Raw genomic sequence first — 22,546 nt, forward strand, 5'->3', positions numbered from 1 at the left:
TGCGAGCCCTTAGTAATGCTTCGTTAGGTTCTGGTTCTGCTTGCGGTGAGGGGCCGGCCGCAGGTGCTGCAGGTGCCGGTCCGGCACCTCAGCAGGTCTTGGAGTGCGTCGAGGGTCTGGCAGAGGCTCGGGGAGGTGCCCCGACTTTTGGGTCGAGCCTGCGGAGGGTGAGGAATGCCTGGGCGGCGGTGACGAGGGTGACGTGGTGGTGCCAGCCGCGCCAGGTGCGGCCTTCGAAGTGGTCGGGCCCCAGGCCGTGTTTGAGCTCGCGGTAGTCAGGTTCGACCCGCCAGCGCATCTTCGCCCACCGCACCAGGTCAGCGACGGGTGTGGTGGCGGGCAGGTTCGATAACCAGTAGTCCGACGGGGCGTCCTGGCCGTGCGGCCATTCGACCAGGAGGGTCCGGGAGGGCAGGACGCCGTCCCACCGGTTACGGCCGCCGCCCGATTCCTGGGCGGCGGCCAGGGACTGTTTCCCCGCGGGCCGCACCGTCAGCACCGTGAACCGTGAGGTCATCACGCCCTTGCTGCCCTGCCACCAGGTAACCTCGGAGAATCGCTCCGCGCCCGCTTCCGCTGCCAGGACCGACAGGGCTCGCGGCGGGAGGCGGTAGCGGGGAAGGGTGGGCGGCCCGAGCCCGCCGTAAGCGAGCTGGTGCGGCTCGGCATCCTCCGGATGAGCGACTTCCTTACCCTGCAGGGCCAGGACATAGAACAGCCCTCGCGCCTGGAGACCGAGCCGGAACGGCGTGCTGACGCCGTAGCCAGCGTCGGCCACGGTCACCGGCGCCTCCAACTGCCACTGGGCGAGTGTGTCCAGCAAACCGAGCGCCAGACGCCACTTCTCCTGGTGCACCACCTCCTTGGGGACGCCTGCCCTACGGCAGCGCGCCGGCTCGTCCGTCCACTCCCGCGGCAGATACAACTTCCAGTCCAAGGGGCACGAGGCGGTGTCAGTGGCGGCATGGACACTGACCGCGACCTGGCAGCCTCGGGGCGGTAGCCGGTGTTGAAATGCATCTGACCGCAGCAGGTCTGGCCCTGCTGGAACTCCACGGTGTGGCCGAGCCGCTCCAGCAGTTCGGTCACCGCGCGGCCGGTGCGGGGGAACATCATGTCGTTGAAGCAGGTGATGAAGAGAGCTATGCGCATGGTGCTTCCTGAGCGGCCGGGGAGCCGATGACGGTCAGGCCGTAGGTCCGCAGTGCGGTTCCGGTGAAGACCTCACGGCGTTCGGTGAGGTGGAATTCGGACGTCAACTCCCATGCTGTATCGACTACTTCGGCGTAGGTGGCGGCCAGTCGACAGACGGGCCAGTCGGAGCCGAACATCAGCCGCCGCGGGCCGAAGGCGTCCAGCACCGTGTCCGTGTACGGCCGGAGGTCCTCGACGCTCCACCGGTCCCAGTCGGCCTCGGCCACCATGCCGGAGAGCTTGCAGACGGTGTTGGGCAGTGCGGCCAGCAGGCGCATCGCGTCCGCCCACGGCCGCAGCTCGCCCGAGGCGATGGGAGGCTTGCCCGCGTGATCGAGCACGAACGTGAGGTCGGGAAGCAGGCGGGCCGTCTGATACGCGGCCGCGAGCTGGTGGGGCTTGACGACCAGGTCGTACACGAGCCCCGCCTCGGCCACCGCGGCGAGCCCACGCAGCACGTCCAGTCGCATCAGCCAGCGAGGATCGGATTCGCCTTGCACCTGGTGGCGGATGCCCACCAGGTACTCACCTCCCGGCCCCTCCCGCAGCACCGCGAGCGCGCCGGCGACATCCGGGGAGGTCAGGTCGGTCCAGCCCACGACGCCGGCCACCAGGTCGCTGCCCTGGGCCAACGCCAGGAACTCGGGTGTCTCCTCCGGCACGTGGATCGTCTGGACCAGGACGGTCGCCGTGACGCCGGCGGCGCGAGCCTCGGACTCCAGATCGGGGAGCAGGAAGTCCCGGCGCAGCAGGCCGAGTTCCTGTCCGGTGATCCAGTCCTGGTCGCGGACAGAGAGGTCCCACACGTGGTGGTGTGCATCGATGACGCCCTCGGCGATGTCCTCCTCCGTCGCAGTCACCCCCACGGCCCCTCCTGCGGCCGGTCGGCTTCGTCGACCGGTGCGGCCGCAGGGACGGGGACGTGCGGGGGCAGCAGCCCCTCGGCACGTAGTTCGTCCCAGAGCGCGGCCGGTACGGTTCGCCGCAGCTGGTCCACCGTGTCGCGGACCTCCTCGGCGGAACGCGCGCCGGACAGCGCGCTCGCGACCGCCGGATGGCCGAGAGGGAAGCGCAGAGCGGCTGCGCGCAGCGGTACGTCGTGGCGGTCGGCGACCGCTTTCATGCGCAGCGCCCGGTCCAGTACATGGGGCGGAGTGGGTGCGTAGTCGTACATGGCCCCGGGTCTGGGGTCGGTGAGCAGACCCGAGTTGAACACCCCGCCGACGATGACACTTCTGCCACGGGCGGCGGCCTCCGGCAGTACCTCCGCCAGTCCCTCCTGTTCCAGGAGGGTGTAGCGGCCGGCGAGCAGCACGACGTCGATGTCGGTCTCACGCAGGAAGCGGGCGGGGAGCGCGCACTGGTTGACGCCGAGGCCGATCGCCTTGACGACGCCTTCACCGCGCAGCCGTTCCAGCGCTGGGTAGGCCTCTGTGAGGGCCTGCTCGGCGTGGTCGTCGGGGTCGTGGAGCAGGGCGATGTCCACACCATCTCGTCCGGGCCTGCCACCTCAAGGTCGCGCACACGCCACTCGATGCGCAACCAACTGGTTGCACATCGAGTGGCGGGAGCTGTATGTCTCGTCACGTCAGCTGTTCTACCGCGTGGCTGTCTTGGAGTAGCTGTCCTGCCAGGCTGCCTTGGCGCCCGAGTCGCCGATCCGGTAGACGTCCACCACGGCGCCGACCGCGACGGCGAGGGAAAGAACCACGACCACGCCCCGAACCAGTATCGAGGGCGACCAGGAGGCCCCCGCCGCGCCGTCCGCAGCGGGGGCGGACCGGCGGGCCGTCCACCAGACGACGGCCGAGAAAACGAAGAGACCGAGAGCCCACGGAAGCAGGCCGTCGCCGAGTTCGGCGTGCCTGCGCACCAACGGATTGCTGCCGACGTGCTGCTCCAGCCACTCTCCCGCGTGGGTGGCCACCGGCACACTGGCCAATGTCACGAGCGCGAGGATCGGCAGCAGCAGGCCGAGCCGCCGGGCGCCTGCGGGCCAGGCCGCGCACACCACGAGTGCCAGGGCGCTCAGGGGTACGAGCACGATGACGAAGTGCACGAACAGGACGTGCGCGGGCAGTCCGTTGACGACAGTGAGACTCATGAGCCATTTCTCCATGGGGGGTTGAGGGAACCGCGGCACACGTTTTCACAGGGATCTCTCAGTTACCTCTGAGCCCCGTCGGTCCGATTGGCCACATGGGCGGCCCCGGGCGGCGGGGCGTGAGTCCGCCCGACGGGGCGTGAGTCCGCCCGACGGAATCGGGACTCCTCCGGCGAACGCCTCGCCTCAGGCGGCCTTGCGGCCCCAGCTCGGCCCCACCAGTTTCCACTCCGTGTCCCAGGAGTCGATACGGCGCTGATCCAGCCGGTACCGTGCGACGGCCCCGGTGCCGAACGCCAGACCGGCGAAGGCGAGCGTGGCGGTCAGGCCCAGGACGGCGGATTCGAGAGTCGCGTCGGTCCGGCTCGGGGGTTCGTAGGTGAGATTGCCTGCGGCGTTCACCCAGACCACGACCTTGGATCCGGCCTTCTTCCCCGTCTCCACCAGCGTGCTGCCCGTACGACGGGTGCCGTCGGCGGTCGTCCAGCGGACATCCGCCTTGATCAGGTCGCGGGCTCCGCCGACCGTCGAGCTGAGGGGCGGGGTGTCCGTGAGGAGCACCGCTTGCACCGAGTGCCGCTCGGTGCGCTGCGCGGAGAACACCTCGTCGGCGGCGTGGAACGTCACCAGGCCGGAGAGCGCGCCGCCCACCAGGACCACCGCCCACATCACCAGGACGACCCAGGCCTCGACGATGTCGTCGTGCCGGCGCAACGGGTTGCTCCGCAATCGCCACAGCCGCTTCTTCAGGCGCCTGTTCCTGCCCATGAGTCCGCACCTCCTCGTCGTGGTCTCTCATACGGTCGTGGTCTCCAGTACGAAGGTGCCGGTCCGGAATGCGGGGCGGCATGGGCCGAAGAGGGACTGCCGGGTACCCCATCGGCACCTCGGCCCGGGCCCGGATGGGCCGTTCAGCCCGCCGTGGCGGAGGCGCCGTCGGACTCCGGCCCGGCGGCCAGGGCGGTCGAAAGCCGCGCGTGGATCTCGAAGACATCGTCGAGTCGGGCGTGGCGCAGGATCCGCAGGAAACCCGTCCTGCCGGTGACGAGCCGGAGCCGTCCGCCCCGGACCGCGGCCCGGTTCTGTGCCCGGCACAGGACGCCAAGACCGGCACAGTCGATGAACGACAGGGCCCGCAGGTCCAGTACGAGATCGGGGGAGGGGGCCGTGGTCAGCATGTCCAGACGCGCCGACAGCGGCTGCCCCGTGAGGAGGTCGATCTCGCCGTGCAGTTCCACGACGGTCGTCCCGGCGATCACACGTTCCGAGGAGCGCAGTGCGGTGGCGGGGGTGTGGATCTCGGTCATGGTGCGAGCCAACCGGCCAGGTGGTCCCGCCCGGAAGGGCCGACTGGACCTGTCCACATGTTCGACCTGGGCCGTTCGGCCCAGCCGGTGGCTACGTGGTCGGGACGACCCCGTTCGTCCGGCCGATGAGGGCCGACCGGCCCAAGCGGGGAGCGGCGGACCTGGACAAGCTGGACAGGCGGGGGCAGTCGACCGAGTGGAGAAGGAACGTCATGAAGGGCTTCGTCTTCCACGGTCCGGGACAGTCCTCCTGGGACGACGTCCCGGATCCGGGTATCAAGGACGCCACCGACGTGATCGTGCGCGTCGACGCCGTCACCATCTGCGGAACCGACCTGCACATCCTCAAGGGCGACGTGCCCGAGGTGCGCCCCGGCACGATCCTGGGCCACGAGGCGGTCGGCGAGGTCGTGGAAGCGGGCTCCGACGTGCGGACCGTACGGCCCGGGGACCGGGTCCTGGTCTCCTGCATCACCGCCTGCGGGCGCTGCGCCTACTGCCGCAGGGCCATGTACGGGCAGTGCCGCGGAGGCGGGGGCTGGATCCTCGGCCATCTCATCGACGGCACCCAGGCCGAGTACGTGCGCGTCCCGCACGCCGACCTCTCCGTCCATCCGCTGCCCAGCAGCCTGGACGCCAGGGACGCCGTCCTGCTGGCGGACATCTTCCCCACCGGGTACGAGGTGGGCGTGCTCAACGGGCAGGTGCGCCCCGGAGACACCGTCGCCGTCGTCGGCGCCGGCCCGGTCGGACTGGCCGCCATCGCCACGGCCCGGCTGTTCTCGCCCGAGCGCGTCGTCGCCGTGGACCTGGCCGCAGCACGACTGGACGCCGCGAAGCGGTTCGGCGCGGACGCCGTCGTGGACGCCCGCGAAACTCCCGAGCAGCTCGTCGCCGATCTCACCGACGGGATGGGCGCGGACGTCGTCATCGAGGCGGTCGGTGTGCCGGAGACCTTCGAGCTGTGTACACGCATGGTGCGGCCCGGTGGGCACGTCGCCAACGTCGGTGTCCACGGCAGGCCCGCGATCCTGCACCTCGAAGACCTGTGGATCAAGAACATCACCATCACCACCGGCCTGGTCGACACCCACTCCACCCCCACCCTGCTGAAGATGGCCGCCGCCGGACGGCTGCCCACCTCGCAACTGGTCACCCACACCTTCCCGCTCGACCGCATGGAGGAGGCGTACGACGTCTTCGCCAAGGCCGCCGACACCGGCGCCCTCAAGGTCGTCCTCGGCGGGGCGCAGCACGAGGAAGTCGCCGTCCGCGCGACAGGACGAAAGGACGTGACGAGCCATGCCTGACCCGTTCCCGCAGGGCGTGACAGAGGGGTCACCCTTGGGTGACCTCGGACGCCGGATCGCCGTACGGCGTACGGCACTTGACCTCTCCCGGGAGGAAACGGCCGACCGCGCGGGGGTGGCGGCGAGCTATCTCCAGTACCTGGAGGAGTTTCCCGGTGCCGCTCCGGGCCGGAGCGTTCTCCTCAGGCTCGCCGCGGCCCTGGACACCACCGTGACCGAGCTCGCCGGGGGCAGCAGCGATCTCACACCCGGCCAGGGCCGGGCGGGCTCCGACCCGACGTTCACCGCGCTGACCGTCCAGGAGTGCCGCGAGCTGCTGTCGACACACGGGGTAGGCAGGGTCGCGGTGCCCACCGTCTCGGGACCCGTCATCGTCCCCGTCAACTACAGCGTGGTCGACGGCGCGATCGTGTACAGGACCGCTCCCGGTGCGATGCCGTCCCGTGCGGCGGGCTGCCAGGTGACCTTCGAGATCGACCGTATCGACGACGCGTTCGGCGAAGGCTGGAGCGTGCTGGCGCTCGGCCGGGCGCGGACCGTGACCGACGCGGACGACGTGCGGCATCTGACGGAACACGCGTTCAGCACGCCGTGGGCCGGCGGCCCGCGCGAGGAATGGGTCCGTATCGACGCGCTGAGCCTCACCGGGCGCCGGATCACCACGCGCCAAGGGACGTTCTCCGAAGCGGGCGGGACTGATGGCCCCTCACCCGCCGATCCTGCAGAGCGAAACATGGAGTGACACCCACAGACCCGCAGACCCGCGCACAGGGCGAGAGACGGACTGGCTGATGTATTCCAACGACGGATTCCGCGAACTGGAACGACACGAGTGCCTGCGCCTGCTGGGGCAGGCGCCCGTCGGCCGTATCGTGCACACCCGCCAGGCCCTGCCCGCCGTACTGCCGGTCAACTTCCGTCTGGACGACGACGGCGCGGTGCTGCTGTGCACCTCGGCCGCCTCGGAGCTCGTGCGGGCGATCGACGGCTCGGTCGTCGCCTTCGAGGCCGACGAGGTCGATGCCGTAGCGCACTCCGGCTGGAGCGTCGTCGTCACGGGGTCGGCCACCGTGGTGACCGACCCGGCCGAGCACGAACGCCTTGTCCGAACCGGCCCGACCTCCTGGGTGCCCTCGCCCCAGGAAGTCTTCGTCCGGGTCGAGCCCGAGCTGGTGACGGGACGTGAACTCGTGGGCGGGCGCTCGATGTACGGGGTGGATCTCACCGGCGCGACCTGATGACCGGGGGCCGGTCCTCCGGCGGTCCTGTTGTCCGTGAACCCTTGGCCCCGGCGACGGGCGCTGGGCACAATCCCTGCAGCTGCAGTTCACGGGAGTGACGCTGGCGCGACGCCTGCTCGCTCTGGTCGAGGGCCTCGGCCCGGACGTCTGCACGTGGCTGTTCGCCGAGACCGTCCGTCCCCGGGCCTTCGGCACCGCACGTATCCGTAACGTGCTCAGCCACGGTTTTGCGGCATCCGACGGCGTTCCTCAGCTCGCCGTCGGTCATGCCGAAGCCATCGCCGGCGTGAACGGTGGCGGATTCCTCCTCGGTGAAGCCACGCGCGTCAGGCCTGTCCCCTTTCACTTTCGTCCGTGGCAGGACGACGCCTGGCCCGTACGGCCCCACAAGAAGGGGCCGTACGGCGTGTCAGCAGGTTCCCGTGGCCCCTGACCCGTTCCGTCCGCGCAGGACGAGCATCGCCACCGGAGCCGTTGTGCGCATGGGCGGCCCCTTCCCGCCGAACAGCGTGAGCAGGCAACAGTCAGAAGGGAAACGGGACATGACTCTCCATCATGTGGTCGTCGGAGTGGACGGTTCGCTGATATCCGTACGGGCGTTGGACTGGGCCGCGGACGAGGCCGCGCGGCGCGGCGTCGAGCTGACCGTCGTGTACGCCGTGCCCGACAGCGACGAGGCCGGACCGGTCCTGGCGTCCGCCGTCACGCGCGTCGGAGCACGTCACCCCGAGCTGTCGGTGGTGACCCGGGACGCCGTCGGTGGGCCGGTGCACACGCTCGTGCGTGAGAGCGAGGGCGCGGACCTCACCGTCGTGGGGACCCGAGGCATGGGCGGCCTCGCCGGCCTGCTGTTCGGCTCGGTGAGCCTGCGCCTGGCCGCGCAGGTGAACAGCCCGTTGCTCGTCGTCCGCGGCGACCACCCGCGCGACGACGGACGGCCCGTGCTGCTCGGCCTGGAGGGCGACAGCGACGAGGACACGGCGCTCTACGCATTCCAGGAGGCCGAGCGGCGCGGTGTCCCGCTGCGCGTCCTGCACTCCTGGACCCACCGGCACATCACCCCCGAACTGCCCTCACTGGCCCCGGCGACGAGCCCGGGCCAGGAGCAACTCGCCCGGCAGGCAAGGGCGGAGGACGCCATTCCGCGCTTCAGCCTGGCCCGGCTGAGCGAGCGGCATCCCGGTATCGAGGTCGAGAGCCGTACGGTCCGCACCGGCCCGGCGCGTGCCTTGCTGGAGGCCACGCGCGACTGTGCCGTCGTGGTCGTCGGCGCCCATCACCGCACCCACCGGTTCGGCCCGCGGCTGGGTCCGGTGGCGCTCACCCTGCTGCACCGCTCCCACAGTCCGGTGGTCGTGGTGCCCACCGCCAAGTGACCCGGCAGGCAGGGCCGTTCGGGCCCTCGACCGGGGACTTGCAGCCCCTCTGCCGCCACCGCCCGCCGCGAGACATTGAGGGCGCAAAGAGAGTCGTCGAATCCCAAGCATCGTTCCCTCGAAAGGGATGAGCATCATGGCAGTCCAGAACCAACCCCAACACCACCTGCGATTCCGCTTCCCGTCCCTGCACCGGACCGGGACGGCACAGGCCGCCACTGACACGACGGCGGCGACTACTTCGGCGCGTGCCTATGTGTTCGCGTCTCTGCGTCTGCTGACCGGGTTCGTCTTCCTGTGGGCGTTCCTGGACAAGACGTTCGGGTTCGGTTATGCGACTCCGTCCGGGAAGGGCTGGGTCGACGGTGGTTCGCCGACGAAGGGTTTCCTGAGCGGTGTGGCCGCCGGTCCGATGGAGTCCACGTTCCATGACTGGGCCGGTGCGGGCTGGGCGGACTGGCTGTTCATGGTCGGTCTGCTGGGTATCGGTGTCGCGCTGGTCTCGGGTGTCGCGCTGCGGCTGGCCGCGGTGGCGGGCACGGCGATGATGGCGCTGATGTGGATCGCCGAGTGGCCGCCGGCCAGGCACCTGTCGGACGGGTCGCTGAGCATGTCGACGAACCCGTTCGCCGACTACCACCTGATCTACGCCGTCGTGATCATCGCCCTCGCGGCGGCCGGTGCCGGCGCGACCTGGGGCCTGGGCAAGGTCTGGGCGAAGCTGCCGATCGTCCGCGACCACGACTGGCTGAAGTAGCACCCAGAAGCACGTCGTGACCGGGGTACCGCCGCACAACAGCGGCGGTACCCCGGTCAGTTGAATTCGAAGGGCGTTCCGCTCGGATCGTTCGCGGCGGCGGAGGACCCCGTTTCAGGACCCGATGGGCTGGTCGCCGGAGACGAGCAGCAGTCCGGTGACCAGATCCGGGTGGATGCGGACCACGTAGTCCGTCGATTGCCCCACCCAGGGCCGCAGCATCTTCTGATAGCGGGCCAGTTCGCCGGTGTCCGTCACCAGGTGGGCGTAGCCCGTGACCACCACGCTCCAGCCGAGGTGGGTGTCGGGGTCGATGTCGTCGGCTTCGTACGCGACGACGACACCTGAACCATCGGCCTGGAGGGCGCGTGAGGTCATGGCCGCGCCCTCGTGGGTCGCGATGACGATGACCCCGTCGTCGACCATGTGGTTGACCGGACGGATGGTCGGCAGCGCGTGCTGAGTGAAGGCGATCCTTCCCAGGGACACGCTGCCCAGCAGCCCCAGGGCCTCTTCCGTGGTCGTGGGCAGCCTCCGTACGGGGTCATCACTCACTGCTTGGGTCTCCGGCCGACGGCCCACCGGGGGATACCGCCGATGGGCATGGTGTGTAGGGGCTCGATCAGCCAATGGAACGGCGCCGGGGCAGGATCCGCTAGGGCCGATCGGCCTCTCGCTGTCGGCCGACCGGCCTGCCGCCCATGGCCCGGCACGCGGGTGGCGAACGCCGTCGACACGGAGGATGAGCCTGTTGGCCGCCCCGACGACGCCCCGTGGCCGCTACGACACCACGGCGGCGGCTACGTCGCCGTTTCCGCCCGGTCCTGCTGCTGGTTGTCGCCCGGGCCGCCGCGCCACGGAGGCGGGGTCGCGGACCGGCGGGCCGTGTCCGTGCGGTGTGCGACGCGCTCCATGCGGCTGTGCAGCCGATCCTGCAACCGGTCCGCGAGTTCGTGCGCGCTCGCCTCCCTGGCATGGACGACCAGGATGTCTTTTCCCACCCGGATCTCGGCCGTGGCCGACCAAGGCTGCTCGGCGTGATGTGCTGCGGCCCTGGCGATCCGCACTTCGCCGCCGATGCCTGCAACCCCCGGTCGGTCGAACAGCACGGTCAGCTTGGCCCGGAGGTATTCGACCGATTCGTCGTCGACTTCGCCCTCGGTCCGCACCTGCACGACGTCTGTCGTGGGGGCAAGGCCGCCGGTGTCTCTTGGAGTCATCTGCTCCACTCCTTTGATCGTTTGCCAGCGACTCCAGACTGGCCCCGCTGTCAGGCTCGGCCCAGTGCCATCCGGCCTGTTACTCGGGACAGGGGTCCCCTTCCGGCGCCGTCGGCGGAGCAGTCGGGGACAAGAGCGCGACACCGAGATCCCTGTTCGGGGTCTCCCACTGGCCGACGATGTCGTGCGGCCTCGAAGGCGGCGTCGTGGTGCGGGTCGAACACGCTCTCACGCAGTGCCTGGATCACCCCGCCGAGCTCGGCCACTCCGCGCATGAGCAGCTCCTGCGCCGGACCTTCGCCGATCATCGCGGCCGTGCTGTGCAGGTCCGGCCCGGCGCCGAAGACCTTCCGCACCACGCTCTTGCGGAGATCAGCAGCTCTACGGTCCCGCAGACCGTGCGCGGCCACCGCGATCAGCACACTGAGGGCCGTCCAGAGCACCAGGCGCCCGGCCGGCACGTCACCGTCCGGTACCTGCTGGAACTGCCGACCGACGCGGTGTCGCCGTCGGTATCCGCCCGTGCTCGCCAGGGATCGGTCCGAGACTCCACAGCACACTCCCCGGGGAGCTGGAACGCTCGAAGGCCACCGGCACGGGGGCCGCTGGCCAGCGCGGGGGAAACGCCGGGCCGACTCATTTGACAAGAGGCTGATCAAAATTGCCGACTGGGGCACCACAGAGGCTTGATCTCATGTCCTGACCGGCCGCTGACCGTTACCTTGGCACATGACCGGAGGGGCCGACCCGCGGCGTGGTGAGGGGATCTGGAGGATCACCGGTGGCAAGCGCTGAGGATTCCCGGGAAGCCCGTATACGGCTGCCGCAGCTGAAGCTGGACGAGCTGCTGGGGGAACTGCAGGCCCGTCTGGACGCGGCCCGCGGCACCCGTGACCGGGTGCACAGTCTGCTGGAGGCGGTGCTCTCGGTCGGCCGGGAGCTGGAGCTGGAGCAGGCCCTGCACAGCATCGTGGAGGCGGCGGCGGTCCTGGTCGACGCGGAGTACGCGGCGCTCGGTGTGATCACCCCCGACGGCAAGGCGCTGTCGGCCTTCCACACGATCGGTGTCACCGCGGAGCAGATCGCCGAGATCGGCCCCTACCCGGAGGGCCACGGCATCCTGGGCGAGCTGATCCGGCACCCCGAGCCGCTGCGGCTCGCGAAGATCTCCCAGCACTCCGCCTCGTACGGATTCCCGCCCAACCACCCGCCGATGAACACCTTCCTCGGCGTCCCCATCCGGGTGCGCGAGCACGTCTTCGGCAACCTGTACCTGACCGAGAAGCGCGGTGGGGCCCAGTTCGACGACGAGGACGAGTCCGTCCTGTCCACCCTGGCCGTGGCGGCCGGCGTCGCGATCGACAACGCCCGGCTGTACGAGGAGTCCCGGCTGCGGGAACGCTGGCTGAGGGCGAACGCGGAGATCACCCACAACCTGATGTCCGGCGACTCCCGCACCAAGGTCCTCGCCCTGATCGCCGAGCGGGCAGGCGAGATCACGGGGTCCGCCTTGGCGGCGGTCGGGCTGCCGATGGAGGACACCGGGGCGCTGGCCGTGGAGATCGCCGTCGGGATGGACGCCGAAGCCCACCAGGGGCTTGTGCTGTCCTTGGACCGCAGCCTGATGGGGCTGGCCTTCTCCAGTGCCGCCCCCGTCACCAGCGCGGACGTGAGCCACGACGGTCGCATCTCCCTGGAACCACCGCGCTTCGGGGGACTGGGCCCCGCCGTGGCGGTGCCCATCGGCACGGGCGAAGCAGGTGTGCGCGGCGTGGTCCTGCTCGCGCGAGAAGCCGGACGGCAGCCCTTCTCGGCGACGGAGACCGAGACCCTTCAGGCCTTCGCCGCCCAGGCCGCCGTCGCGATGGAACTGGCCGAACGCCGACGGGACGCCGAGCAGATCGCGGTGCTCCAGGACCGCGACCGCATCGCCCGCGACCTGCACGACCTCGCCATCCAACGGCTCTTCGCCACCGGCATGACCCTGCAGAGTGCCGGCCGTTTCATCGAGCACGAGGAGGCCGCCGAGCGCGTCGTGCGCGCGGTGGACGACCTCGACGAGACCATCAAGATCATCAGGTCTACGATCTTCGGCCTGCGGGCGCGTGACGCCAGCGCGGGAACGGGGCTGCGGGCCCGGGTCGTGCGCGCGGTCGGCGAAGCCGGCCCCGTGCTCGGATTCGCGCCCAGCGTCCGTATGGAGGGCCTCGTCGACACCGACGTGCCGCGGGAGACCGCCGACCATGTGATCGCCGTGCTCTCCGAGGCACTGACCAACATCGCCCGGCACGCTCACGCCGGCCGCGCCGACGTCGCCCTGGTGACCGACGGCCGCGAGGTGCGCCTGTCGGTCATCGACAACGGCGTGGGCATCCCGGCCGAGGGCCGACGCAGCGGGCTGCGGAACATGGAGGAGCGGGCCCAGCAACTGGGCGGACAGCTGGAGTGGACCACTCCGCCGGACGGAGGCACCACACTTGTGTGGAAGGTACCGGTGACCGGGAAGTAGGCGCCCGCTACGCCTCCGTAGACCCCTCCTCGCAAGCCCTGACCGGCCCGCGAACGGGCCGGGAACACCGGACGGCATGCCCCTGCCACGGCGGTTTCCGCATGCCCGGCGCACAGGAGACCCCCGAGTGGCCGCTCCGTCGTTCAGCCCACGTGCGGGCCCGAGGGACCCAGCCGTAGGGGCCGTTCGGCCTCTGCACTCCGGTCCGGCATCTACGAGCCGACCGTCCTCAAGGGCCACAACAGGATGCGGGTCTTCCAGGAGGAGATCTTCGGACCCGTCCTCGCCGTCACCACCTTCAAGGACGAGGCCGAGGCCCTGGAGATCGCCAACGACACGCTCTACGGCCTCGGGGCCGGCGTGTGGAGCCGCGACACCGGACGCACCTACCGGATGGGCCGCGCCATCAAGGCCGGCCGGGTCTGGACGAACTGCTACCACCAGTACCCCGCGGGTGCCGCGTTCGGTGGCTACAAGGTCTCCGGCATCGGCCGCGAGACGCACAAGATGATGCTCGATCACTACAGCCAGACCAAGAACCTCCTGGTCAGCTACAGCGACAAGCCCCTCGGCCTGTTCTAGAGGAGCGCAGCGACATGCCCGGAACAGTCGAGTACGGCACCGTCGGGCGCGTCACCGCAACGCGTGCGGCGCGCAAGGCCATCGCGGCCCTGCGCGCCGCCCACGGCCGGCCCGTGATGTTCGTCCAGTCGGGCGGCTGCTGCGACGGCAGCGACCCGATGTGCTTCCCGGGCGGCGAATTCGCCCTGGGAGACGGCGACATGCTCGTCGGCGTGGTGGACGGCTGCACGTTCCACGTGAACGCCGACCAGTACGAAGCGCACGGCCGCCCCTTCTACGTCCTGGACGTGGAACCGGGCACGCCGGGCGGCTTCTCCCTCGCAGCCGGAGAAGGGCTGCATTTCGTGACCCGGGTCAAGGCGACCCGGTGCGGAACCACTTGAGGAGCAGATCATGAGGGCAGCAGTCGTCACCGACTTCGGGAAGCCACTGGAGATCCAGGACCTTCCCGTCCCCGAGCCCGGCCCCGGCCACGTGCTCGTGAAGATGGAGGCCTCCGGCCTCTGCCACACCGACATCCACGCGGCCCACGGCGACTGGCCGGTCAAGCCGCAACCACCGTTCATCCCCGGCCACGAGGGCGTCGGCCCCGTCCAGGCCGTCGGCGCGGGCGTCTCCCACGACCTGATCGGCAAGCGGGTCGCGATCCCGTGGCTCGGCTCGTCCTGCGGCACCTGCCGCTACTGCGTCTCCGGCTGGGAGACCCTCTGCGAGAGCCAGGTCAACTCCGGCTACTCCGTGGACGGTTGCTACGCCGAGTACGCCGTCGCCCACGCGGGTGCGGTCGTCCGGGTCCCCGACGGCGTGTCGTCCTTCGACGCGGCACCGCTGACCTGCGCGGGCGTCACCACGTACAAGGCGATCAAGGTCGCCCGGGTGACCCCGGCCGAGCGCGTCGCCGTCTTCGGCATCGGCGGCCTCGGCCACCTGGCGCTCCAGTACGCGCGCCTCGTCGGCGGGTTCGTCACCGCCGTCGACCTCGAACCCGACAAGCTGGGCCTCGCCCACCAGCTCGGCGCCGACCTCACCGTCAACGCCCGTACGCACGACCCGGTCGACGAGATCAAGAAGGCCGGCGGCGCGGACGTGGCCGTGGTCCTGGCCGCCGCACCGCAGGCGTTCGAGCAGGCCTACCGGTCGCTCAACCGCGGCGGACGGCTCGTCATGGTCGCCCTGCCCGCCGACGACGCCGCGATCAGCGTGCCGATCTTCGAGACCGTGCTCGGCGGGATCTCCGTCATCGGCTCCATCGTCGGCACCCGTCAGGACCTGTCCGAGGTGTTCGCGCTGCACGCGGCCGGCCGCACCAGGATCATCGCCGAACCGCGGCGCCTGGACCAGGTCAACGACTCCTTCGACGAGGTCCTCGGCGGACGGGCCGAAGCACGGCTCGTCTTCGAGTTCTGAGTTCGTCTTCGCGTTTCTGACCCCGGCAACCCCGGGGTCACAGGGAGAGGCAGCAGATCATGGGAACCGTCACCGTAGGAGCCGTACGGGAGAGGGCGCCCGGTGAACGCCGGGTCGCGCTCGTCCCCGAGGCCGTAACCCTCCTGCGCCGGGCCGGAATCGACGTCCTCGTCGAGGCCGGTGCCGGGTCCGGCGCCTGGTTCACCGACGCCGAGTACACCGAGGCCGGTGCGACCGTCGTGTCCCCGGAGGAGCTGTACGCACGCGCCGACGCCGTGCTGTGCGTCGGACCGCCGGACCCGGAGAGCGCCGAGGCGCTGCGCACCGGGCAGACCCTGATCGGCCTGCTCGAACCGCTCCGCCATCCCGCCCTCGTCGACGAACTGACCGGGCGCGGGGTACGCGCGGTGAGTCTCGACCTGCTGCCCCGCACCCTCAGCCGCGCCCAGTCGATGGACGCGCTGACCTCCCAGGCCAACATCGCCGGCTACAAGGCGGCGGTCCTCGCCGCGGACTCCTACGACCGGTTCTTCCCGATGCTGACCACCGCGGCGGGCACCATGCGCCCGGCGCAGGTGCTCGTCCTCGGTGCCGGAGTGGCCGGGCTCCAGGCGATCGCCACCGCCCGCCGCCTCGGCGCCGTCGTCTCGGCGTACGACGTACGCCCCGCGTCCCGAGGGGAGGTGGAGTCGCTGGGCGCCCGGTTCCTCGACATACAGACCGCCCAGGCACCGGAACCGGGCGCCGAACAGACCGGCTACGCAAGGGAGTTGACCGAAGAGGAGCAACAGGCGCAGCGGGCCGCGCTGAACGAGCACATCGCGCGCTCCGACATCGTCATCACCACCGCCCAAGTCCCCGGCCGTAAACCGCCGTTGCTCGTGACCGCCGAGGTCGTCGGGCGGATGAAGCCCGGCTCGGTCGTCGTCGACCTCGCCGCGAGCGAGTTCGGCGGCAACGTCGAGGGCACCGAGGTGGACAAGACCACCGTCCTCGACAACGGCGTGACCCTGATCGGCGCCGGCCGCCTGCCGTCCGCCATGGCCACCGCCGCGTCCACCGCCTACGCCCGCAACCTCGTCGCCCTCCTGCGCCACCTGGCGCCCGACGGCGAACTCGTCCTCGACCCGGCCGACGAGATCACGGCCGCCCTCATGGGCGGAGCAGCACAGACAGGAGGTGCATCCTCATGAACAACCTCGACCTCCTCACCGCGATCACCGTCTTCGTGCTGAGCGTCCTGGTCGGCATCGAGGTCATCAGCAAGGTCCCGGCGACCCTGCACACCCCGCTGATGTCGGGTTCCAACTCGGTGCACGGCATCGTCGTCATCGGTGCCATGCTCGTCGCCGCCGAGTCGCACACCTGGCTCGGCTACGTCCTGGCCTTCGTGGCCATGGTGTTCGGCGCCATGAACGTGGTCGGCGGCTATGTCGTCACCGACCGGATGCTGGAGATGTTCAAGGCCCGGCCCACCGCCGAGAACGACGAGAAGGCGGAGGTGTGACCGCCATGGACACCGTCTCCAACGCCGTCCACTACGTCTTCCTGATCGCCGCCGCGTGCTTCGTGCTCGGCCTGCACCTGATGAACCACCCGCGCACGGCCCGCCGCGGCAACACGCTCTCCGCCGGGGCCATGGCCGTCGCGATCGGCGCCACGGTGTGGCTCGTCGCCCACGAGAACCGGATCACCAGTACCGGCTGGCTCGTCCTGGTCAGCGGTGGTCTCGTCGGCGCCGCACCCGGCCTGTGGGCCGCGCGCGAGGTGAAGATGCCCGCGATGCCTCAACTGGTCAGCCTCTTCAACGCCGTTGGCGGTGGCGCGGCTGCCCTCATCGCGGTCAACGACCTCCTCCAGGCCGACCATCCGGCCGCGCTGGGCGCACGCGTCTCGCTGCCGGGCGCCCTGGACATCGTCATCGGCGCGGTCACCTTCTCCGGCTCGCTCGTCGCGGCCGGCAAGCTCCAGGGTCTCGTGTCCGGCTCGCCGGTGGTGTTCCCCGGTGCACGCCTGCTGAACGTGCTGCTCCCGGCGTCCTTCGCCGTGGGCACCGTCTGGCTGGTGCTGGCCCCGGGCTCCGCAACGGCCCTGTACGGACTGGTCGTCGTCGCCCTGCTGTTCGGCGTGACGATGGTGCTGCCCATCGGCGGGGCCGACATGCCCGTCGTCATCGCCCTGCTGAACGCCTTCACCGGGTCGGCGGTCGCGATGGCGGGCTTCGTCCTCGACGAGACCGCCCTGATCATCGCGGGCATGCTCGTCAGCTCCTCGGGCGGCATCCTCACCAAGCTGATGGCCGACGCCATGAACCGCTCCATCATGAACATCGTGATCGGCGGCTTCGGCACCGGAGACAGCGCCCCGGCGGCAACCGGATCCGGTGCCCCGGCCCAGGTGCGCGCGGTCTCGGTGGACGACGTGGCGATCCAGCTCGCCTATGCGCGCAAGGTCGTCTTCGTCCCCGGGTACGGCCTCGCCGCCGCCCAGGCACAGCACGAACTCGGCGACCTGGCCAAGCTGTTGACCGAGCACGGAGTCGACGTCAGCTACGCCGTCCATCCGGTGGCCGGCCGTATGCCGGGACACATGAACGTGCTCCTGGCGGAGGCCAATGTGCCGTACACACAGCTCAAGGAGATGGACGAGGTCAACCCCGAATTCCCCCAGGCGGACGTGGCGTTGGTGATCGGCGCCAACGACGTCACCAACCCGATGGCCCGCCGACCCGGCAACGCGATCTCCGGTATGCCGATCCTCGACGTCGACAAGTCCAAGAGCATCGTCGTCATCAAGCGCTCGATGGGCCACGGCTACGCGGGCGTCGACAACGAGCTGTACACCGACCCGAAGACCGGCATGTTCTTCACCGACGCGAAGAAGGGACTGACCGAACTGAAGGCGGCCGTGGGCGAGTTCGTCGGCTGAGCGGCAGCCATGAGTGAGGCCCACGCGGTCGGCGCGTGGGCCTCACTCATGTGCCGTGGTGCTTCACTCGTGCGGGATGATCGCGACCGGGCAGCGGACGTGGTGCATCACCGCGTGGTCGACCCGTCCGGTGTGCGCGCCGATCCTGGCCGGGCGGTTGCGGCGGCCGACGACCAGCAGACCGGCTTCCGTGGTCGCCCCCTGGATCAGGTGCGCCGCATGGTCGTTCGCCACGAGCTCGTGGACCTCCACCGTCGGGTACTTCTCGCGCCACGGTCCGAGGACCCTGGTCAGCTCCCGCTCGGCATCCTCCTGGGCGCTCGTGTTCTTCGCGCCGGGCCCGGGCGAGATCGACTGTGTCCACGCGTGCACCGCCCGCAGCGGTGCGGAACGCAGCACAGCGCTCTCGAAGGCGAACGCGAGCACGTCGTCGCACATGTGGGCCGTGTCGACGCCCACCACTACCTCGCGGTACGGCGCGCGGGCCGACGGCTCGCCGTCGGAGCCGGGCATCCGCTCGCTCGCGGGGGTCTCGTCGGCCCGGACCAGCACGACCGGCCGGGTCGCGCGGGCCACTGTGGCCAGTGCCACGGAACCGGCCAGGAACCCGCCGAACCCGCTGAACGCACGGCTGCCCAGCACCAGCAACTCGCCCTCCGCGCACGCCGCAACGAGGGCGACGACGATCGACGGCACGGGCCGTCCGTCGCCCCGCCCTTCGGCGTTGTGGACCTCGTCGGTGCGTCGTCCGAAGAACCGTCGGGTCCGACGGGTACGGCACCGGGGCCGGTCGGTGGGCCGAGGGGGCCCGTCCGGCCCCTGTGGGGGCGCGGTGGGCCATACGAGTCTGGAGTCCAGTGGAGCGCTTCTTCCATCCCGGGAGGGTGCCTGGAGAGGGGTGGACTGTGATGAGTGGCCCGGTGGTCGTAGGAGTGGATGGTTCGCGGTCGAATCTGGCGGTGGTGGAAGCCGCCGCGCGGGAGGCCGAGCGGCTCGGTGTCGGTCTGGAGCTGACACAGGCCGTCGGCTGGCCGGCCGGAGACGGGTGGTCCGGCATTCCCTCGTGGGAGATGGGCCGGACCGGTGGGCACGCGTCGAAGGGCGCGATGGCCGAGGCCGAGCGGCGCGCCCGCAGCGCCGCACCGGGTGTGCGGATCGCGCGCGAAGTCCTCGTCGGCGAGCCCGGGACCGTGCTGGAGGGCGAGTCGCGCACCGCGTCACTGACCGTCGTAGGAACCAATGGCACACGGCGGTACGGCACCCTGCGCAACGGCTCGCTCGCCGGGCACCTGTCCGCGCGCGTGTCCGGTCCGCTGCTGGTGGTGCGCGGCCGGCCGAACCCGGTCGGTCCGGTGCTGCTCGTGGCCCACGGCACGTCGACGCTGCGGGCGGCCGCGGAATTCGCCTTCGCCGAGGCCTCCGCGCGCGGCGCGGACCTGGTGGCCGTGCAGCTGCGGAACATCTCCGCCGCGCGTCCCAACGGTGGGTCCGCCCATGCCGCGACGGCGGACGGCGCGGACGTGGCGCTCGCCGGCGCCCTGTCCGAGCTGCGTGAGCAGTACCCGGACGTCACCGTGCGCTGCCGCAGGCTTCGCGGCCGGTCCCGCCGGGCCCTCGTCGAGGCCAGCGAGGACAGCCAGCTCCTGGTGGTCGGGGTGCGCGACCGGTTCCGGTTCGCGCGCCTGCCGCTGGACCCGGTCTGCCAGACGGTGCTGCACGAGGCGGACTGCCCCGTTGCCCTCGTTCGCTGCTGACGTCAGCGGACGGTCGTACGAATCAGTGACCGGTGGAACACCAGGTGGCGTTCCACCGGTCACTCTCGGTTCTGGGAGGAACCTGGGGTTTCACCACCCCACGTCCGGCTCAAGGCGTTCGTGCCACCCGAGCTGCTCATGCCGTCAGGCCTGTCGCGCAAGCCGTGCATCCTCCGTCATTGCCTGACGCGCCGTGCGGCGGGGTGAGGCGGGCCCCTGCGGGCCGTAGCCGAGGCGGAGCACCATCTGGACGTGCGCCCGTCGGCTGTCCGCGAGTTGCTCGCGCAGGTCGGGCCACTCCAGCGCCTGGTGGAGCAGGGAAGCCCGTACGCCGTGTGCGGTGGCCACCAGGAGGACGCGTTCGAGTGCCTCACCGGCCCGCAGCCAGTCCGTCCGGCGGTCGTGCAGGGTGGACAGGACGGCGATGGACGGCCGTTTCTCGAAGGGGCGGGCGAGGAGCACCTGGGAGTGCGGGTGGGCGCTGAAGTCCCGCATCGGGATCCGTTCCCGGAAGTCCTGCGGCCCGATCGCCTCCGGCGGCATGCCGAGGGATTCGGCGGTGGGCGGGTGGACCCAGCGGCGGCTCTCCGCGGCCCGGTCCGAGTCGGTGGTATTTCGCTGTTCCGCCTCCCGGGTCAGTCGCAGCAGCCGGTCGGTCTCCGCGGGGCCGGGGAGATCCAGCACGGAGCCTTCCGCATGGGCGGCCTCGCCGAGTTCGGTCAGTACGGCGGCGGGCACCGGCCGGTCGGAGAACGGGAAGCGGCTGCTGTGCCGGCGCCACACCGCGTCGTACAACCGAGGTTCCGGCGAGAACCGCGCGGTTCCGGCGAGTCGTACGGTGGCCAGCAGGTCCGGCTGGTCGGGCCGGGGGAGCAGCCGGGTCACGGGCTCCCAGCCGTGGTGCGCGACCGCGACACGCAGGTTGAACAGCGCGCAGCCGACCGAGATGTGCAGGGCGCGCCCCGACGGATCGGTGTGGCGCAGACTGCGTTCCGCGACGGCCCTGATCTCCAGCGTGACCGTGTCGGCGTCGAGCCGGAACCGCCAGGGCTGGGTGTTGTGGATCGAGGGTGCGGCGACGGACGCCGCGATCAGCGTCTCCAGGGTCGGCACGTCGAGAACCGTGCTGGACATGTGGACTCCTCCCCGCCCCGCGCCCGAAGGGCGGCCGGGCTGTTCGCTGTTCCCGCCCAGCGTGGTCCCGCCACGAGGACCGGGAGGAGGGGCCGTACGGCCCTGGGAGCGCGCCGGACGGCCCGGCGCGCGGCTCAGCTGCCGGACTCGGGTTGCTCCAGGTGCGAGGCGAGCACCGCGGCCTGTACCCGGCGCTGGACGCCCAGCTTGGCCAGCAGCCGGGAGATGTGGTTCTTGACGGTCTTCTCCGACAGATACAGCTTCTTGCCGATCTCGCGATTGGTGAGACCGTCCCCGATCAGCGCGAGGATCTCCCGCTCACGCGGGGACAGGCTCGCCAACTCCGGTGCGATCTCCGGGGCTTGAGCGGGTTCGGCACGCAGCGAGCGCATCAGGCGGGCCGTCGTCGCGGGGTCGAGCATCGACTGCCCGGAGGCGACCGTTCGTACCGCCGAGACCAGGTCGGTGCCTTTGATCTGCTTGAGTACATAGCCGGAGGCCCCGGCCATGATCGCGTCGAGCAGGGCGTCCTCGTCGTCGAACGAGGTCAGCATCAGGACGGCCAACTCCGGCATCTGGTCGCGCAGTTCGCGGCAGACGGTGATGCCGTTGCCGTCGGGGAGCCGTACGTCCAGTACGGCGACGTGCGGGCGTACAGCGGGGGCTCGTACCAGTGCGTGCTGGACGTTCTCGGCGTCGCCGACCACCGAGATGTCCTCCTCGGCGTCCAGGAGGTCGGACAGGCCGCGTCGCACAACCTCGTGGTCGTCCAACAGGAAGACGCGGATCGGGTTCTGTGCGGTGAAGGTGCGTGCCTCGGTCATCTCGACCCCTTGTTCCCCGGAATGTGAACGGACTGCGGGCCGTCCGTGAGCACGATCATCACGCGCCGGGCCCGGAAGTACTAGGGCCGACCGGCCCAACCGGCCCTTCCGGCGTGTCCTCACCGGCCCTCGTACGACGGTCGGGCGGCCCATCCCGGCGGCGATCATCCGGTGGGACCGTCCTCGTGTTGTCGTCTTCATGATGCCTGTGAGGGGGTGTGACCGATGCGGAGGATCAAGCGTGTGAAGGTCCTGGGGTGGCGCTGGCGGCGCAACGAACTGCGTCGGCACAGCGACGCGGTGGAGGCGTGGATCGTCCTGAGCGCCTGGACGTTCGCGATGGCCGCCGGGACGGTCGCCGGTGTGGCAGGTGCCCAGACCCTGGCGGCGGCGCAGGCGCGGGACGCGGCGGAACGCAGGCCGACGACCGCCGTGCTCCTCACCACCGTGCCGCGTGGCGAGGGTGTCGGGGCCTACCACAACCGCGTGAAGGCGAAGGTGCGCTGGACCGACGCGCAGGGCACCGTCCGTACCGCCACGGCGGACGTGAAGGCCGGAACGGACGCCGGCAGCAAGGTACCGGTGTGGACGGACGGGCACGGCCACCTCATGAGCGAGCCCCCGAGCCCGTCCGTGGCGACGGCACGTGTGGTCGCTGCTGGTGCCGGAGCAGGGCTGGCCGGCGGACTGTTCGTCCTCGCGGGTGGACGCCTGATCCGGCTGAGGGTCGAACGGCGGGCCACCGACCAGTGGGGCGAGGAGTGGGAGCGGACCGCGGCCCGGTGGGGGCGCAGGACCGGCTGAGACGCCGTTTCGCCGCCCGGCCGCGGGGGGCGGGGGGGGGCAAGAGTGGAGCCCCACACGGAAGAACACACACAAGGGGGGGGTGGGGAGGTGAG

At 70.8% G+C, this 22,546-nt stretch carries 24 protein-coding genes and 3 pseudogenes; 15 read left to right on the plus strand and 12 right to left on the minus strand.

The genetic code is table 11. The features are described from left to right. Positions 1-88: 88 nt before the first annotated feature. The 6 genes and pseudogenes from ACFXC1_RS39540 to ACFXC1_RS39570 all read right to left on the minus strand — a co-directional run. Positions 89-1,191 (minus strand): annotated as a pseudogene (locus ACFXC1_RS39540) (IS701 family transposase); the annotation flags it as partial. After that, positions 1,143-2,054, minus strand: coding sequence for an amidohydrolase family protein (locus ACFXC1_RS39550; RefSeq protein ID WP_381252154.1), 912 nt, complete (start codon positions 2,052-2,054; stop codon positions 1,143-1,145). The gene ACFXC1_RS39550 and the pseudogene ACFXC1_RS39540, both read right to left, overlap by 49 nt. Beyond that, positions 2,051-2,698 (minus strand): annotated as a pseudogene (locus ACFXC1_RS39555) (aldo/keto reductase); the annotation flags it as partial. The pseudogene ACFXC1_RS39555 and the gene ACFXC1_RS39550, both read right to left, overlap by 4 nt. A gap of 93 nt (positions 2,699-2,791) precedes the next feature. Continuing rightward, positions 2,792-3,298 carry a DUF2231 domain-containing protein gene (locus ACFXC1_RS39560; protein WP_381252155.1) on the minus strand — a complete coding sequence of 169 codons (507 nt, stop codon included), beginning with the start codon at positions 3,296-3,298 and terminating at the stop codon, positions 2,792-2,794. Between the two features lie 186 nt (positions 3,299-3,484). Next, entirely contained in the window at positions 3,485-4,066 is a 582-nt protein-coding gene (locus ACFXC1_RS39565; RefSeq protein WP_381252156.1) for an Rv1733c family protein, read from the minus strand. 143 nt (positions 4,067-4,209) lie between these two features. Beyond that, on the minus strand, positions 4,210-4,605 hold the full coding sequence (locus ACFXC1_RS39570; protein ID WP_381252157.1) for an STAS domain-containing protein: 396 nt from the start codon (positions 4,603-4,605) through the stop codon (positions 4,210-4,212). A 212-nt stretch (positions 4,606-4,817) separates the two neighbouring features. On the opposite strand from ACFXC1_RS39570, the gene ACFXC1_RS39575 reads away from it, so the two are divergent. The 6 genes from ACFXC1_RS39575 to ACFXC1_RS39600 all read left to right on the plus strand — a co-directional run bounded on the left by ACFXC1_RS39575 (position 4,818) and on the right by ACFXC1_RS39600 (position 9,289). Next, positions 4,818-5,915, plus strand: a complete 1,098-nt coding sequence (locus ACFXC1_RS39575) for a zinc-dependent alcohol dehydrogenase family protein (RefSeq protein ID WP_381252159.1) — start codon at positions 4,818-4,820, stop codon at positions 5,913-5,915. Next, complete coding sequence (locus ACFXC1_RS39580; RefSeq protein WP_381252161.1) at positions 5,908-6,657, plus strand: helix-turn-helix domain-containing protein; 750 nt, start codon at positions 5,908-5,910, stop codon at positions 6,655-6,657. Before ACFXC1_RS39575 ends, ACFXC1_RS39580 begins: the two co-directional genes overlap by 8 nt. 49 nt (positions 6,658-6,706) lie before the next feature. Next, positions 6,707-7,153 (plus strand): pyridoxamine 5'-phosphate oxidase family protein, encoded by a 447-nt coding sequence (locus ACFXC1_RS39585; protein WP_381252163.1) that lies wholly within the window; start codon positions 6,707-6,709, stop codon positions 7,151-7,153. Positions 7,154-7,250: 97 nt separating this feature from the next. Next, positions 7,251-7,589: a hypothetical protein gene (locus tag ACFXC1_RS39590; RefSeq protein ID WP_381252165.1), complete on the plus strand. Its 339-nt coding sequence runs from the start codon at positions 7,251-7,253 to the stop codon at positions 7,587-7,589. A 109-nt stretch (positions 7,590-7,698) separates the two neighbouring features. Then, positions 7,699-8,532: a universal stress protein gene (locus ACFXC1_RS39595; protein WP_381252166.1), complete on the plus strand. Its 834-nt coding sequence runs from the start codon at positions 7,699-7,701 to the stop codon at positions 8,530-8,532. Positions 8,533-8,668: 136 nt separating this feature from the next. Then, entirely contained in the window at positions 8,669-9,289 is a 621-nt protein-coding gene (locus tag ACFXC1_RS39600) for a hypothetical protein (protein WP_381252168.1), read from the plus strand. A 114-nt stretch (positions 9,290-9,403) separates the two neighbouring features. Here the strand turns inward: ACFXC1_RS39600 and ACFXC1_RS39605 are convergent, their stop codons facing one another. The 3 genes from ACFXC1_RS39605 to ACFXC1_RS39615 all read right to left on the minus strand — a co-directional run bounded on the left by ACFXC1_RS39605 (position 9,404) and on the right by ACFXC1_RS39615 (position 10,970). Then, entirely contained in the window at positions 9,404-9,844 is a 441-nt protein-coding gene (locus ACFXC1_RS39605) for a pyridoxamine 5'-phosphate oxidase family protein (protein ID WP_381252170.1), read from the minus strand. A gap of 245 nt (positions 9,845-10,089) precedes the next feature. Next, positions 10,090-10,509, minus strand: coding sequence for a hypothetical protein (locus ACFXC1_RS39610; RefSeq protein ID WP_381252174.1), 420 nt, complete (start codon positions 10,507-10,509; stop codon positions 10,090-10,092). 50 nt (positions 10,510-10,559) lie between these two features. Then, positions 10,560-10,970, minus strand: a complete 411-nt coding sequence (locus ACFXC1_RS39615) for a hypothetical protein (protein WP_381252176.1) — start codon at positions 10,968-10,970, stop codon at positions 10,560-10,562. Positions 10,971-11,290: 320 nt separating this feature from the next. On the opposite strand from ACFXC1_RS39615, the gene ACFXC1_RS39620 reads away from it, so the two are divergent. The 7 genes and pseudogenes from ACFXC1_RS39620 (at position 11,291) to ACFXC1_RS39650 (ending at position 17,935) form a co-directional block, all read left to right on the plus strand. Further along, a complete protein-coding gene (locus ACFXC1_RS39620) occupies positions 11,291-13,018 on the plus strand; it encodes a sensor histidine kinase (RefSeq protein WP_381252178.1) in 1,728 nt (575 codons plus the stop codon). A gap of 204 nt (positions 13,019-13,222) precedes the next feature. Beyond that, positions 13,223-13,600 (plus strand): annotated as a pseudogene (locus ACFXC1_RS39625) (aldehyde dehydrogenase family protein); the annotation flags it as partial. 14 nt (positions 13,601-13,614) lie between these two features. After that, a complete protein-coding gene (locus ACFXC1_RS39630; protein WP_381252179.1) occupies positions 13,615-13,983 on the plus strand; it encodes a DUF779 domain-containing protein in 369 nt (122 codons plus the stop codon). A gap of 10 nt (positions 13,984-13,993) precedes the next feature. Then, positions 13,994-15,007, plus strand: a complete 1,014-nt coding sequence (locus ACFXC1_RS39635; RefSeq protein WP_381252181.1) for a zinc-dependent alcohol dehydrogenase — start codon at positions 13,994-13,996, stop codon at positions 15,005-15,007. A 59-nt stretch (positions 15,008-15,066) separates the two neighbouring features. Beyond that, on the plus strand, positions 15,067-16,200 hold the full coding sequence (locus ACFXC1_RS39640; RefSeq protein WP_381252183.1) for an NAD(P) transhydrogenase subunit alpha: 1,134 nt from the start codon (positions 15,067-15,069) through the stop codon (positions 16,198-16,200). Beyond that, positions 16,197-16,514, plus strand: coding sequence for an NAD(P) transhydrogenase subunit alpha part 2 (locus tag ACFXC1_RS39645; protein WP_381252185.1), 318 nt, complete (start codon positions 16,197-16,199; stop codon positions 16,512-16,514). The genes ACFXC1_RS39640 and ACFXC1_RS39645 overlap by 4 nt, the downstream gene beginning before the upstream one ends. A gap of 5 nt (positions 16,515-16,519) precedes the next feature. Further along, positions 16,520-17,935: an NAD(P)(+) transhydrogenase (Re/Si-specific) subunit beta gene (locus tag ACFXC1_RS39650; RefSeq protein ID WP_381252187.1), complete on the plus strand. Its 1,416-nt coding sequence runs from the start codon at positions 16,520-16,522 to the stop codon at positions 17,933-17,935. 63 nt (positions 17,936-17,998) lie between these two features. Here the strand turns inward: ACFXC1_RS39650 and ACFXC1_RS39655 are convergent, their stop codons facing one another. After that, the gene (locus tag ACFXC1_RS39655; protein ID WP_381252189.1) at positions 17,999-18,631 is read right to left on the minus strand and encodes a universal stress protein; all 633 of its coding nucleotides are present in this window, start codon (positions 18,629-18,631) and stop codon (positions 17,999-18,001) included. 212 nt (positions 18,632-18,843) lie between these two features. On the opposite strand from ACFXC1_RS39655, the gene ACFXC1_RS39660 reads away from it, so the two are divergent. Continuing rightward, entirely contained in the window at positions 18,844-19,689 is an 846-nt protein-coding gene (locus tag ACFXC1_RS39660) for a universal stress protein (RefSeq protein ID WP_381252191.1), read from the plus strand. A gap of 144 nt (positions 19,690-19,833) precedes the next feature. On the opposite strand, the gene ACFXC1_RS39665 is transcribed toward ACFXC1_RS39660, so the two are convergent. Together ACFXC1_RS39665 and ACFXC1_RS39670 are read right to left on the minus strand one after the other, a co-directional pair. Next, positions 19,834-20,823, minus strand: a complete 990-nt coding sequence (locus tag ACFXC1_RS39665; protein WP_381252193.1) for an Acg family FMN-binding oxidoreductase — start codon at positions 20,821-20,823, stop codon at positions 19,834-19,836. A 134-nt stretch (positions 20,824-20,957) separates the two neighbouring features. Next, a complete protein-coding gene (locus tag ACFXC1_RS39670) occupies positions 20,958-21,647 on the minus strand; it encodes a response regulator (protein WP_381252195.1) in 690 nt (229 codons plus the stop codon). Positions 21,648-21,872: 225 nt separating this feature from the next. Between ACFXC1_RS39670 and ACFXC1_RS39675 the strand changes: the two genes are divergently transcribed. Beyond that, positions 21,873-22,451 carry an Rv1733c family protein gene (locus ACFXC1_RS39675; protein ID WP_381252197.1) on the plus strand — a complete coding sequence of 193 codons (579 nt, stop codon included), beginning with the start codon at positions 21,873-21,875 and terminating at the stop codon, positions 22,449-22,451. The last annotated feature ends 95 nt before the right edge of the window (positions 22,452-22,546 follow it).

The sequence above is a fragment of the Streptomyces hokutonensis genome (assembly GCF_042751305.1).
Lineage (GTDB): Bacteria > Actinomycetota > Actinomycetes > Streptomycetales > Streptomycetaceae > Streptomyces > Streptomyces hokutonensis_A.